12 protein-coding genes and 2 riboswitches are annotated in these 14206 nt (G+C 47.8%); of the genes, 8 read left to right on the top strand and 4 right to left on the bottom strand.

Going from position 1 to position 14206, the window contains the following annotated elements; genetic code table 11:
- Positions 1 to 144: 144 nt before the first annotated feature.
- On the top strand, positions 145 to 756 hold the full coding sequence (locus BN1360_RS12040; protein WP_068780096.1) for a DUF2087 domain-containing protein: 612 nt from the start codon (positions 145 to 147) through the stop codon (positions 754 to 756).
- A gap of 110 nt (positions 757 to 866) precedes the next feature.
- Here BN1360_RS12040 and BN1360_RS12035 read toward each other — a convergent pair whose 3' ends face one another.
- On the bottom strand, positions 867 to 2369 hold the full coding sequence (locus BN1360_RS12035; RefSeq protein ID WP_068780095.1) for a copper amine oxidase N-terminal domain-containing protein: 1503 nt from the start codon (positions 2367 to 2369) through the stop codon (positions 867 to 869).
- Between the two features lie 190 nt (positions 2370 to 2559).
- A riboswitch (PreQ1 riboswitch) is annotated at positions 2560 to 2603 on the top strand.
- A gap of 139 nt (positions 2604 to 2742) precedes the next feature.
- Here BN1360_RS12035 and queC point away from each other — a divergent pair.
- The 5 genes from queC to BN1360_RS12010 all read left to right on the top strand — a co-directional run bounded on the left by queC (position 2743) and on the right by BN1360_RS12010 (position 6307).
- On the top strand, positions 2743 to 3411 hold the full coding sequence (gene queC, locus BN1360_RS12030) for a 7-cyano-7-deazaguanine synthase QueC (protein WP_068780094.1): 669 nt from the start codon (positions 2743 to 2745) through the stop codon (positions 3409 to 3411).
- Positions 3408 to 3896 (top strand): 6-carboxytetrahydropterin synthase QueD, encoded by a 489-nt coding sequence (gene queD, locus BN1360_RS12025; RefSeq protein ID WP_068780093.1) that lies wholly within the window; start codon positions 3408 to 3410, stop codon positions 3894 to 3896. Before queC ends, queD begins: the two co-directional genes overlap by 4 nt.
- Complete coding sequence (queE, locus tag BN1360_RS12020) at positions 3896 to 4639, top strand: 7-carboxy-7-deazaguanine synthase QueE (protein WP_068780092.1); 744 nt, start codon at positions 3896 to 3898, stop codon at positions 4637 to 4639. Before queD ends, queE begins: the two co-directional genes overlap by 1 nt.
- A gap of 71 nt (positions 4640 to 4710) precedes the next feature.
- Positions 4711 to 5208: a preQ(1) synthase gene (gene queF / locus BN1360_RS12015; RefSeq protein ID WP_068780091.1), complete on the top strand. Its 498-nt coding sequence runs from the start codon at positions 4711 to 4713 to the stop codon at positions 5206 to 5208.
- A gap of 115 nt (positions 5209 to 5323) precedes the next feature.
- A complete protein-coding gene (locus BN1360_RS12010) occupies positions 5324 to 6307 on the top strand; it encodes a 2-hydroxyacid dehydrogenase (RefSeq protein WP_068780090.1) in 984 nt (327 codons plus the stop codon).
- A 114-nt stretch (positions 6308 to 6421) separates the two neighbouring features.
- Here the strand turns inward: BN1360_RS12010 and BN1360_RS12005 are convergent, their stop codons facing one another.
- Entirely contained in the window at positions 6422 to 7948 is a 1527-nt protein-coding gene (locus BN1360_RS12005) for an MDR family MFS transporter (protein WP_082790047.1), read from the bottom strand.
- Between the two features lie 808 nt (positions 7949 to 8756).
- On the opposite strand from BN1360_RS12005, the gene BN1360_RS12000 reads away from it, so the two are divergent.
- Positions 8757 to 9845 carry a M24 family metallopeptidase gene (locus BN1360_RS12000; RefSeq protein WP_068780089.1) on the top strand — a complete coding sequence of 363 codons (1089 nt, stop codon included), beginning with the start codon at positions 8757 to 8759 and terminating at the stop codon, positions 9843 to 9845.
- Between the two features lie 81 nt (positions 9846 to 9926).
- Here BN1360_RS12000 and BN1360_RS11995 read toward each other — a convergent pair whose 3' ends face one another.
- Entirely contained in the window at positions 9927 to 10628 is a 702-nt protein-coding gene (locus BN1360_RS11995) for a queuosine precursor transporter (RefSeq protein ID WP_068780088.1), read from the bottom strand.
- Between the two features lie 343 nt (positions 10629 to 10971).
- Here BN1360_RS11995 and BN1360_RS11990 point away from each other — a divergent pair, with 343 nt between their 5' ends.
- A complete protein-coding gene (locus BN1360_RS11990; protein ID WP_068780087.1) occupies positions 10972 to 12660 on the top strand; it encodes a methyl-accepting chemotaxis protein in 1689 nt (562 codons plus the stop codon).
- A gap of 77 nt (positions 12661 to 12737) precedes the next feature.
- Here BN1360_RS11990 and BN1360_RS11985 read toward each other — a convergent pair whose 3' ends face one another.
- The gene (locus BN1360_RS11985) at positions 12738 to 13877 is read right to left on the bottom strand and encodes a KamA family radical SAM protein (protein WP_068780086.1); all 1140 of its coding nucleotides are present in this window, start codon (positions 13875 to 13877) and stop codon (positions 12738 to 12740) included.
- A 182-nt stretch (positions 13878 to 14059) separates the two neighbouring features.
- Positions 14060 to 14200: riboswitch (cyclic di-AMP (ydaO/yuaA leader) on the bottom strand.
- Positions 14201 to 14206: the final 6 nt, after the last annotated feature.

Genomic DNA, 14206 nt, shown 5'->3' with positions numbered 1-14206 from the left:
GAAGCCATACCGCCCGGCAAGTTATTTGCCAGGCGGTTTCTTATTAAATATGCAAAAGAATCCTTTACTTATAATTAGATATATATTAAATTAGATGTATGTTAAATTAGTTTTAACAGCACTACATTGGCAGAGGTGATAGCTGTGCAACTGGATAAAATCGTTGCTTACCATAAAGCATTGGCCGACCCTACCCGGATCAAAATATTGATCCTGCTGGCCGAAGGGGAATTGAACGGACTGGTGCTGGCTGAGAAATTATTCGTGACACCGGCCACGATAACGCATCATGCAGCCAAACTTCGCGCTGCGAGTCTGATCAATGAACGTCGCGAGAAGAATACGATCTACTTCTCATTGAACCACTATTTTATTAATGCTTATGGAACCGCGACGGCCAACATCATTTATAAGAATGCTACTCGCCTGCCCGAAGGAGAGGATCATCCGATGGAAGATCAAAATCAAAAGCTTAAACAATCTGTGTTATCCAATTTCTTCACATCGGCGGGAAGATTGCAGCATATCCCGGCTCAACTGAAGAAGAAGTTAATCGTGCTGGAGCATATGATCAGCGGACTTACACAAGGACAGAGCTATACGGAGAAGGAAATCAATGAATTCATCAAGCAATACCATGATGACTTTGCAACCCTTCGCCGGGAGTTCATCATGCATCAATTCATGAGTCGTGAGAACGGAATATACACGATGAACCCTCCAGAGATGTGGATGAAATGGGAGACGCTGAAATAAACGCCCCATACTCAAATTTAGTGATCCGTTCTGTACAGATGCTTCAAAAAGAAAAACAACCACAATCCCTTAATCAGGACTATGGTTGTTTCTTCATTTAACGGCAAATATTATTTACGTTCAATAATAATCCAGCCATCCGCATCCTTTGTTACTGTAGCGCCCAGCGATTCAGCAATAAAGCGCAGCGGTACATAGGTGGTACCATCGCTATGAACGAATACAGGCTGTGGCATTGTAACGGACTGACCGCCAATCGTTGCTTTGTCGGAACCAACAGTCAGCACAATTTCCCGGCCGTTGAGGTCATCGATAATAACAATTTGTTTAGAGCCCTTGGTCCACTTCACTTCTGCATCCAGTTGTTCGGACAAATAGCGCAGCGGAGCGAAGGATACATTTTTCTTGGAAATGATACCGTCATACTCATCCTCAGGATCGAGCCAGATCAGCTTCTCCGTGATCTTCAAATCATTTTTGAGCGTCTTATACGCCAAGGAGTCCCCTTCGAAATTGCGCAGCATCTGTCCCGGAGTAAAGTCTCCCTCTGTAATATCAAGCACGCCTGCACTTGTATCGATCTTGTCGATCAATACTTCAGCGCCGACATTCCAGACCTCACTCTCCGTATGAAGCTTGATCGCCGAGAACGGAACATACTCATCGGCAGGAAGTGCAATGGCAAGATCCAGGTTTTGCTTGCGAATATTTTGTTTGCTATCAAGGTAGAGATCCAAGTTCAGTGTGGAATCTTTGCCAAGTACCGTCGTCAGCTCAGGAGCTTCCTTCAGCGATTCTTCCAGACTGGCATCATAATTGTTCAGGAACTCAGTCAGGCTCTCTATCAATTGGCCATGGATCGCTCCAACAGCAGCTCCCTTGGAGTCCACCGGAAGATCCGTTCCTACATCATACCCCTCTTCTTCCATCGAACTGAAGACCGGATAGAATGTATCATAGAACGCGTTAATCAATTCCTTCAGACCAGCCTCGTCTTTCACTACCTCTGTCAAGAATGGCTTAACCATCGCCAATAGCTCTTCACCATTCACTTCAACGTGAAGATTCGTCAAAGCCAAGGATTCGCCGTTCACTTTGTCTTGCACCTGCTTCACGGACAGCTTCGTCGGGTTCGGAGCATGGTTGATAGCGAATTGGACTACCTTCTGAGAGAAGCCTTGAATCTTCTCTTCATATTGACTCATATCCGGGTATCCCAGCTCGCTGTCATCCAGCGATATGTAGAGCGGTTGCTTGGCTCCTTCCAATTGAATCGCCATTCCATGTTTGTCCATGGACATTTGATAAGGCAATTCCTTGCCTTGGAATCCAATAGACCCTTTTATCGAGGCGGTAGTTTTATCTTGAACTTTACCGCTGTCAATTGTGAGATACAAAGAATTGATCAGATCAATCATTTGCTGATCTTCAGCAGATATACCGGCCGCAGGCACGAGTTCGATCGAGATCTTCTGCTTCGACTCGCTGGACAACGGGTTCATGCTGTTCGCGAGCGCTTTGTTGATATCAAGCCCTCCTACAGCCTGGCAGCCAGTCAACATCACCAACAGCAATGCCATTGGGATCGCTAACCATTTCATTCTTTTGATCATTATCGATGAGTCCCCTTCCCTAGTTAATATATTCCATTATGTTTCAACGGCGTTTACTTGTAAATAGATTTTCGAATTTTACGTGTCCATCTGATAGATTCCATAGATTATCACATTCCTCCCTAATATAAATATGCTATAATGACTGCGTATCCGCCATCAAAATTGAAGAAGTTCATGCAGACGCTGCATGAGAGAGGTTCGCGAACTCCCTCTATAAAAAACTAATGGCGCCCTGCCTTCTATTTCGCATGGGCTTGTTTTTTGTAATAGAGGTTGTTCAAAAAGCTCCGGCTTTTTGAGCAAACGCTAATACAGTTCAAGAACTCTCTTTCTTCCGATGACAAATTTAAGGAGAATGAGAGGTTTTTTTATGCTCAAAAATGAAAAAGCGGTCGTCGTCTTCAGCGGCGGCCAAGACAGCACTACCTGCCTATTCTGGGCCCTGCAGCAATTCCGTGAAGTGGAGGCCATCACCTTCGACTACGGCCAGCGCCATAAGCTGGAGATCGAATGCGCCAAAGCAATCGCCGCCGTACTGGGCGTGAAGCTGACCGTCCTCGACATGAGTCTGCTGGGCCAAATTACGCAGAACTCGCTCACGAACAGCGACATGCCGATCGTTCAAGAGGAAGGCGAGCTGCCAAGCACTTTTGTTGAAGGGCGCAACCATCTCTTCCTGAGCTTTGCAGCTGTGTTCGCCAAGGGCCGTTCCGCCCGGCATCTCGTTACCGGTGTATGTGAGACGGATTTCAGCGGATACCCCGATTGCCGGGATTCCTTCGTGAAGTCGCTTAATGTCACACTTAACCTGGCTATGGACTACAACTTCGTCATCCACACCCCGCTGATGTGGATCGATAAGGCCGAGACCTGGAAGCTGGCCGATGAGCTGGGAGCTTTTGAATTTGTCAGAGAACGCACATTAACCTGTTACAACGGAATCATCGGCGACGGCTGCGGAATGTGCCCCGCCTGCAAGCTAAGAAGATCCGGCCTGGAGAAATACCTGGAAATGCGCCAAGGGGAGATGTCTTTATGAGCCGCTCCCCTGGAGAATTTCGGATTGTAGACCGCCTGCAAAAATATGAACAGGATATACAGCATGAACAGCTTCGATACCACCAGCGCCGCGTATTAGTGAGCAAAGAATTCACCTTCGATGCTGCCCATCATCTGCATGCCTATGAAGGCAAATGCAAGAACCTGCATGGACATACCTATAAAGTGGTCTTTGGCATCAGCGGCATCCCCAATGATATCGGCATTACCGTCGATTTCGGAGCGATCAAGACGATCTGGAAGGAAGAGATCGAGGGTTTCCTCGATCACCGCTATTTAAATGAGACGCTGCCGTTAATGAACACGACAGCCGAGAATATGGTGGTCTGGTTGTTTGAACGGATGGAGAACGCCCTGCAATCGGGTGCCTATCGTTCTTCCGTTCTCGGCGGACGTACAGAATTCGTCCGGCTGTACGAGACGGGAACGAGCTATGCTGAGGCCAGACGGGAGTGGATGTATTGATGAGCACAGTGAAAAAGTCCCGGATTCCTGTTCTGGAGATCTTTGGACCAACCGTTCAAGGCGAGGGGATGGTCATTGGTCAGAAGACGATGTTCGTGCGCACTGCCGGCTGTGACTACCATTGCAGTTGGTGCGACTCAGCCTTCACTTGGGACGGAAGTGCCAAGGAGTCGATCCGGCTGATGACGGCGGCGGAGATCTGGGCAGAACTGCAACAGATTGGGCAAGAACGCTTCTCTCATGTCACGCTGTCTGGCGGCAACCCGGTTCTGCTTCCGCAGCTGCAGTCTCTAGTTGAATTGCTCCATCAACAGGGTATTACGCTAGCGATAGAAACCCAAGGCTCACGCTGGCAGGATTGGCTGGGCGAGGTGGAACAAGTCACCCTCTCCCCGAAGCCGCCAAGCTCCGGAATGGAGACGGACTGGTCGAGGCTGGACGAGATTGTGAATAAACTTCACCATCGCCCTGCCTCCTATAGTATGAGTCTGAAGGTGGTCGTATTCGACGATCTTGATCTGAATTATGCCACAGCGGTACATCAGCGTTATTTTGATATACCTATGTATATACAAGTCGGCAATCCCGACGTACGCCGCATGGATACTCAGAACCATGCCAGCGATTTGCTAGAGCGCTATGAGCATCTGATCGATCGTGTCATGAACTCATCAGAGCTTAATGACGTCAGGGTACTGCCGCAGCTGCATGCCTTGGTATGGGGCAACAAACGCGGAGTCTAAGGTTAAACGCCGCCCACTACGGATCGTATTATGCTTTATTCTATGACTCATATTTTAAGGAGGATACCTCTATGTCAGGAAGACAACAAGAAGAAATGCAGGATGTCACCCTGCTGGGTAATCAAGCTGTTAACTACCCCATGACCTATACACCAGAAATTTTGGAGAGCTTCGATAACAAGCACCCCTACCGCGATTATTTTGTAAAATTCAACTGTCCGGAATTCACGAGCCTCTGCCCCATTACTGGGCAGCCTGATTTCGCTACGATCTATATCAGCTACATGCCCGACCTGAAAATGGTTGAGAGCAAATCGCTCAAGCTGTACCTGTTCAGCTTCCGCAACCACGGTGATTTCCATGAGGATTGCGTCAACATCATTATGAATGATCTGATCAAGCTGATGGAGCCCAAATATATTGAGGTATGGGGAAAATTCACCCCGCGGGGCGGCATTTCCATCGACCCATACTGCAACTACGGTCGTCCAGGGACGAAATATGAAGCGATGGCCGAGCACCGACTGATGAATCATGATATGTACCCGGAGAAAGTTGATAACCGTTAACCAAACAGCACCCGCCTTGTACTAAAGTACAAGGTTTCTCAGCTTCAAAGAGGCTCTCGAAGCCTCTTTTTTGTTACAATAAGAATTATATGACTCAGATACAGGAGGTCCATCTATGTTACCGCAAATCTATATCGCCAGAAAAATCCCCGTCGAGGTCGAAAGTTATATTGCGGAGCACTTCCGCTACAAAAAATGGGATCGCTTGGAACCCATCCCACGTGAGTACTTATTTGAGCAACTGGCAGATTGTGAAGGATTATTAACCTCTGGAACGCGAATCGATCAAGAACTGCTGGAACACTCTCCAAAGTTAAAAGCGGTCAGTAATATCAGCGTCGGCTATAACAATTTCGATCTGGAAGCGATGCGGGAACGTAAAATTGTTGGAACCAACACACCGAAAGTGCTTGATGATACGGTTGCTGACTTAATCCTCTCCCTGATGCTGTCTGTAGCACGCCGTGTCCCTGAACTAGATCGCTATGTTAGAGCCGGACATTGGTCCAGCAAGGACGATGAGAATATTTTTGGTATAGATGTTCATCACAAAACATTAGGCATCATCGGCATGGGAAATATCGGACAAGCGGTAGCTCAGCGGGGCAAATGGGGATTTGGCATGAACATTTTATATCATAATCGTCATCCTAAGCCTGCTGTTGAACAAGCCTTGGATGCGGCCTATCGTTCCAAAGAAGAACTGCTGCGCGAGTCCGATTTTATCGTACTGATGACCCCGTTAACTCCGGAGACCAGGCACTACATCGGTGAACGCGAATTCGCCATGATGAAGCCTTCCGCTGTATTTATCAACGCCTCCCGTGGAGCTACAGTAGATGAGGCCGCCTTGATTAACGCCCTTCGCCAGAAGCAAATCTTCGGTGCAGGTCTGGACGTATTCGAGCAGGAGCCGGTCGACCCGAATAACCCGCTGCTTACGATGGATCAAGTTGTGGTTCTGCCGCATATCGGCTCAGCTACCTCGCAAACCAGGCTGGAAATGGGGATGCTTGCAGCGCGGAATTTAGTGGATGCCCTCTATGGAAGAAAGCCGTCCCAATTAGTAAAAGAGCTGCAGCATCTATACGAATCATAACCAGCTCTAACAATCACCGTAAAATAAAAAGCCCGCCTTTTTCTGCGCCCCTGTCGATTCAGCTACTGGAGCTCGATCAGGGGCAACAGCCAGGCGGGCTACTCTTTCTTTGATCTACACATGCTGTTTCGAAACCTCAGCAGCTTGCACCGCTTTGGGCTTAATCCGATCCTTCGGCATAAGAATGACGACAACAACGGATAATGCAGTAGGAATCAAGGCCCACAGGAAGGTATGGGCGATCGATGAAGACAATGCTCCGGTTATTTTTTCCAATATCGGGGCTGGAATTAAAGCCCTCTTCTCAGGACTTAACATATCTCTCGTATCTCCAAAGCTCTGTCCGGACTGCCCCATCCCTGCAAACGCCTCGATCATATTATTGGCCAGCAGATTGCGCTGAACGATCCCGAAGATCGTAATGCCCAGCGTCATACCAAGCGATCTCAGGAATGAGTTCGTTGAGGTAGCAGCCCCGCGCTGCCGGGCATCAAAGTGATGAACCGCAGCCATCCCAAGCACAGAGAACGAGAAACCTACCCCGAACCCGGTTAAAATACTGTATATGGTCAACAGAGTACGCGAGGATTCACCAGTTAGCGTGCTCAGGGCAAATATCCCCCCTAAGAAGAACACCACAGAAATCATCATTACACTGCGGTAGGACATTTTCGAGGTTAAAATCCCGCCCAGCATACTGCCAAATACAGAACCCAGCATCATCGGCATCAGAATAATCCCTGAATTGGTCGCCGTTCCGCCGTACACCCCTTGCACATAGATTGGAATATATACCGTGGCAATAATAAATACACTGCCATAGAACAGCGCAAGCAAGCTGCTTGTAGCATACAATGGAATTTTGAACATGGAGAACGAAATAACCGGCTCCTTGGCCCGCACCTCCACTAGCAGGAAGGCAGCGAACAATACTGCGAATCCGGCAAACAGGCTAATAATTTCCACGGAACTCCAGGCATATTTCTCTCCGCCCAGTTCAAGAGCAAACATCAAGCAGATGACAGCGCCGACCAGCGTAAACGCCCCGCCCCAGTCGATCCGTTGTTTCTCATGCGTCAGCGACTCATGATAGAACACAATAATCAAGCCGAGAGCGACAATCCCGATAGGCACATTAATATAAAATACCCAGTTCCAGCCGAGATGATCTGTAATGAACGCACCCAGCAGCGGACCGAATATACTCGATGTGCCGAATACAGCCCCCATCAGGCCCGTCATTTTGCCACGCTTCTCAATCGGAAAAATATCGTAAATAATTGTAAAAGCTATCGGCATCAGCGCACCGCCGCCAATCCCCTGAATCGCCCGGAAAATACTGAGTTGAACGATACTCGTTGCAATTCCGCATAATACTGAACCGACAATAAACGTTACGATGCCAAAAATAAAAAACCGTTTCCGTCCGTACATATCAGACAGCTTGCCAAAGATCGGCGTCCCTGCCATAACTGCTACCATATATGCGGAGGTGACCCATACGAACTGATCCATCCCGCCTAGCTCGGAGACGATCGTTCCCATCGCCGTTGTTACGATCGTATTGTCCATGGCTGACATTAGAATGCCGAGCAGCAAGCCGAACAATATGAACTTGGTCTTGTCCTTTCTCTCAGCGATCACTTTGCAACCTCCCAATAACTAAAATTTGAATAACAATCTCATTGTATGTAGGAATACAGCAAATGTAAATAACTTTCAATCAACATTTCTTTATCTCCTGAAAAGTTCAACGTTCATTAGGGAATTCTCTATTCCTCATTAAAAAGGAGAAGGGCTCCACTGTCGATAGCTGAACAATCCGGATCATCGGCAGTTGTCTTTCTCCCTAATTTTATTATCAAAGTTGTTATTCAATACCCGTATATCCGCGGGCTTCGCAAGAAACATCATAAGCGCTGAAGAACAAAGTTCTTCATTATAAGAATAGGTCCTTCCAAGAAGAACAGCTGCATTATAGATTCTTTGCTTCTGGCCTTCCGCAGCCGTTGCCCCGCTCATCCATCAAATCGTACGAATGTTTCCGACAAGGAAAAACAACGGCTTCATCCATAGATATTTAGAGAAGATGCTTGGGATACTATCCTGAGCATCTTCTTTATTCGGCGCTGGTCCCTTCCAGCCAACTATCGTTAATGACTCAATTGCCCTATAATAATAACTGGAGGAAACAGGACTCGTCAGCATTCGCTTAGGCCCGGTCGAATTCAAGTCAAGCTTCGATGGTGAATAGGTTCTCCGTGTTACTTCGTGTTAGATATAGGTTTTATGAATATCCACGGAGTTGAAGAAATTCTATCTCGGAAGAATACCTGCCCTGAATCGCGATCGCTCAGCCTTGAATTTGCCCCGATCGGTTTCCTTATCCAAAGTGGAATTTTTGAATTACCTCTTAATAGTTATCTCAGAAAGGAAGTATCAAATACTTATGAACGCTAAATGGTCCGGACTTGAAGAAAATATGAAGCAATCCGGGATCGATACCATGCTCATTACGGATCCCAAACATGTATATTACTTAACAGGCTTTCTGAGCGACCCCCATGAGAGATTTCTGGGAGCCGTATTGCAGACTGGCCATGAGCCATTCCTGCTCGTTCCGGCCCTCGATGAAGAAGCCGCCCGTGCGGCGGCGGGTATTACCGATATTATCACGCATCAGGATACCGATAATCCTTATCAGATATTAGCAGCAAAGGTACAAGGCAAGATCGGAACATTGGGTCTTGAGAAAGAAAATCTGTCCATGGCCCGCTATGAAGCGCTGCAAGAAGCCCTCTCCTTCTCGTCAAGCTTCGATGTCGGCCCTTGGCTGCGTGAGCTGCGGATGCATAAGTCTCCTGAGGAAGTCGCGAAGCTGCGCCACGCCATTTCCCTGATCGAGCAGGTATTGCAGGCGGCGCTCAAGCAGGTGAAGGAAGGCGTGTCCGAGAATGAGATGGTAGCTGAGGTCGAATACCAGATTCGCAAGCTGGGGGCAGACGGTCCTTCCTTCGATTCGATGGTATTATTCGGTGAGGATGCCGCACTGCCACACGGGGTTCCAGGCAAAAGACAGCTGCGCCGCGGCGATCTGGTCATGTTCGATATCGGCGTCTACGCAGACGGCTACGCTTCGGACATTACTCGCACCTTCGCCTATGGAGAGATCACGGACGAACAGACCCGGATCTACAATACCGTACTTGCCGCCAATGAAGCGGCAATTGCCCACATTCGTCCCGGCGTTACTTTCGCCTCGATCGATAAAGCAGCCCGAGACTTGATTACCGAGGCGGGTTACGGGGAATATTTCCTGCATCGCCTTGGTCATGGACTCGGCATCGATGTTCATGAATTCCCCTCCGTGCACGGATTAAATGAACTCACGCTCTCCGCTGGCAACGTATTTACCGTCGAGCCTGGTATCTATGTTCCCGGGATCGCCGGCGTCCGGATTGAAGACGATGTGCTGGTTACCGAAGCCGGCGTTGACGTGCTGACTCAATTTCCGAAGCAGCTCACCTTTATCGACTAATCTGCCATAAGCAACATCGTGCTCTAGTCAACAACAAAACCTCCAGAACGCGCGAATGCGGCCCTGGAGGTTTTTTGGCTATTATTTCACTTGATCGAGTTCCGGCTCACCGTCCGAATGGAAGTTGCGTGCAATGTACAGAAAAGGCGTACCCACCGCGGTCAGTGCAAATTTTATTATATAAGTAGTGAACAGAATTTCGAGCCATACGTCAAAGCTGTATTTACCAATAAAGGCAATTGAACAGAAGATCAACGTATCGACAAAGGAACTGATCATCGTGCTTCCGTTGTTCCGAATCCAGAGCTGATTGCGCAAAGGATAGAAACGGCGAATCCAAGAATACAAGCGGACATCGAGAAACTGACTGATGAAATAAGCGGTCAAGCTGCCCAGCGCCAATCTTGGCATCAACCCGAAGATCGTCTTAAGCGAAGCTTGCGCCAGATCACCTGGCTGCGGCTGGAACACAAGAACCATCTGCATCAGAATCGTCGTCATAATCAGCGTGAAGAAGCCGAACCATACCGCCTTCTTGGCCTCTTGACGCCCATACTTCTCATTTAGCAAATCACTCGTCAAATACAGGCTTACATACATTGTATTGCCAAGTGTCATCACAATGCCGAACATGTCAATCGTCTTAACGACTTGAATATTGGCGATAACCGTGGCAACCCCGATCCAGGCATATAATCCCTTCTTGCCAAACCAGCGATAACAGATCAGGAAGAAGGTGAGATTTATGAGCATATATATAAGGCCCCAGAAAAAGTTAAACATAACATGCCTCCTAGTTTTGGTTACGCGGGATGGTTACGAACCGCGGCTGATATTCAAATCAGCATTTTCTACGATAACATAGCTTTTCGCAAGTTGCCACCCTATTATTTCTTCCATTATAGAGTTGTACAAAAAGTTTGTTTTTAATCAATAAAACAGGCCCGGGAAACGGCTAAAATTCACTATCTCGAAACAATGAAATCGCTATCAATAAAAAAATAAATAATATCATTGTTTAAATGTTTCATTTTATCTTACAATACCTTTATATGTCTTTTATTCTAATGCATCATACATAAATAGGTATTAAGAACTAGATTAATAGAAACTCAGGGGGATATCAATGCGAAAATTTAATCACTCCATTGGTCGCAAATTTATGCTGACTTTTGCGGTCATCACAATCCTGTCATCCATTTTATTCAGCACAACCTTCTATTTTATTGCCATGAGTATTATTGACGAGAATGTACTTCCTCAATTCGATGAGGTTCTGCATACAAGCTCCAGGGATATTTACAAAGGACTTGATAATTCACAGGCTCTTCAGCTTATTAAAGGCAACGAAAATTCCCGCTTTGCCGTTGAGTCTTACCTCAGCAAGAAGGTTGAGGAATTCCATCTGCATACCGCTTATCTTCTCGATGTCCAAGAAGATAAGGCGATCGTAATCGGAATCAATAAAGATTCGATCATGAAGGTTGGAGACGAGCTTGAGATCCATGAAGCGATGAAAGTACAAGATCCTGGCAAACTGAGCGTCAGCGAGCTGTACAGCGATCAATACGGCGTGCACAAAACAGCCTATATCCGCCTGTCCGGCAGCACGGCTGTTCTGGCTGTAGGTATGGATGCAAACTTTATCAAGCAGAAGGAAGATCAGATTCTATGGACCGGAATCGTGATCGCTGCCCTTGTCATTGTGCTGGCGCTGATCGCAGCTTATGTGAACAGCAAACGCATTATCAAGCCGATCAAGAATTTGGCGGCAGTAACCAGACAAATGGCGCAGGGAGATTTAACCCAACAGATTACTATTACGGGACGCGATGAGATCGCGGAGCTCTCGGCCAGCTTCCAAACGATGATTACCGAGCTAAAGGAAATGATCACCAAGGTTCAAAATAGCTCCCACGGGGTGATCCAGGGCTCCGATCAGATCTATCAATCTGTGAATACCTTCCAGAATTTGATCGAGCATTCCGGCAATTCGATGCAGGAAATTGAGAAAGGCAGCACCATCATCGCCGGAGCCGCCGCAGAAAATGCCCGTGCGATGGAAGAAATCTCGTTAGGAATTCAGCATATCGCCGGCTCCTCGGCTGAAGTGACGGAACGCATCGGTCAAGCTTCAGATGAAGCTGACAACGGGAATGAGCTGGCCAAATCGGCAACCGGTCAGATGCAGCTTGTCGAGCAGGCCGCCGCAGCACTGCTCACGCATATTTCAACTCTGAACGAACGTGCTTCATCCATCATTCAAGTCGTAGATTTGATCTCAAGTATTACAAAACAGGTTCATATCCTGGCGCTGAATGCAGCGATTGAAGCAGCACGGGCTGGAGAGCATGGCAAAGGCTTCTCCGTCGTCGCCGAAGAAATTCGCCTGCTTGCTGAACAGACGAGGGATGCCACAACGAAGATCAGCGAATACTTGCTAAGCATCCAGGAAGAGACTGTAAGCTCGATGCAGACGATGCAGCGTGCCACCCGTGAGATTAGTTCCGGTACGGAGCAAGTGAATCAGGCAGAGCTGGCGTTCAGCCATTTGACCGAGCTGATCTCGGAGATTAACTCCAGCGTTCAATCCGTCTCGGCGGCAACCGAGGAAATCTCGGCCAGCACGGAGGAAGTCACCGCCTCTGTTGAAGAATCGGCTAATATAACCGGGAAATCCCTTCTTAGCATCGAAGAAATCTCCAACAACACCAGCCGACAAATCGAGGAAATGAAGAACCATGTCGGAGCGATTGAACAGCTCCACCGCCATGCTCTTTCCTTAAGCGAGGCTGTAGATAAATTCAAAGTTTAAATGAGATCAGTAAACCAAGAAGAACCGCCGGAATTAATATTCCAGCGGTTCTTCTTGGTTAAAGACCTACCTGCCTCTTACAGTTCATTCACCGAGACAGCCTCGGCCAGCTTCTTCTCGGGTCTTTTCCAATACGATTCATTACCGGGAAGATCATCAAACCAGGCTGCATCCTCCGGACATTCAAGCACCATGAACTTCCCATATTCATCCTCACGGGATTGATGATATTTCAAGTACGCCATTCCGTGCTCGATCGCCAATATTTCGATTTTGCCGGATGTATGGCTCATCGATAAGCGAACGCGCTTGCCCAGACCGGAAGTACGGGCCTTAGCCCCTTCCACCAGTTGATAGGCCCGCTGCAGCGGAATCACAAAATCGGAGTTGCCGGCGACCGGGCGGTTGATGAAGAAATAATAAGGCGTCACGCCTGCCCAGGACAATTTGTCGAGCAGTTCCCCAAGCACCTTCTCATCATCATTAATTCCCTTCAGGATCGGCGTCTGATTCACAACGATGGCTCCAGCTTTATGCAGTGCCTCGAAGCATTTGCGCGCTTCCACCGTAATCTCCCGCGGATGATTAATATGCGCCATTACATAAATGCGCTTCTCCGCTGAGGAGAATTCAGAGATCAACTGCAATAGATCAGGATCTTCATAAATCCTCATCGGATTGAACACAGGGATCTTCGAGCCAAGCCGGATGATCTTCACATGATCGATCGCCCGTAGCCGTTCGAGGATAATGCGCAGCTTGGAGGTCGCAAGGATCAGACTGTCCCCGCCCGTCAATAACACATTGTTGATCTCAGGATGCCTGGAGATATATTCAATCCCCGGCGTGACATCAGCCATCGCTTCCTTCACATCATTACGGAATAACCGCTTGCGGAAGCAGTAGCGGCAATAAGCGCCGCATACCTCAGAGACGATTAGAAGCGCCGTTGTCCGGTACTTATGCTGACAGCCGGGTACGACATAATTCGTATCCTCGTCAGAAGCATCCCAGCGCCCATATTCGCGCAGTTCCCCCGTATTCGGAATCACTAGCTTACGAATCGGATCCTTAGGATCGTCCCAGTCAATCAGGTTCAAATAATAATCATTTACCCGGAACACGAATTTGTCAGTAATCGGACGCAATTGCTCCCGTTCCGCCTGGGATAGCTGCGTCACCCTATCGATATTTGTAATGTACTTCGGGCTTGCCATACACCATCTCCTCCTTTATCTCAAACAACATCGCCGATTCGTAAAGAAGAAGCATGGAAACCAAAGATGACAGTGCAGCGCAAGGCATTAGATGCCGAGTAATAACGGGTCATATTGCTTACAATTTAAAGATTCATAAGCGCAAAAAGACCCGTAACAGGGTCATTGCAAAGCGGTATAAATGATGACCCATCCACTGCTGACGAGGTTAGCTGACGGACTCGGGAAAGATGGTTCCCTACGTGTATTTACAACGATTCGCCCCAAAAAATGGTTCCCCCGCTTTTCGACTTTACCATTCGAAAATTAAGCGTATATTTATCGTATTA

Origin of the sequence: Paenibacillus sp. GM2, from assembly GCF_900069005.2 — a bacterium.
Classification (GTDB): domain Bacteria; phylum Bacillota; class Bacilli; order Paenibacillales; family Paenibacillaceae; genus Fontibacillus.
The sequence above is the reverse complement of the archived record's forward strand: the minus strand, read 5'-3'. Positions and strand labels throughout refer to the sequence as shown.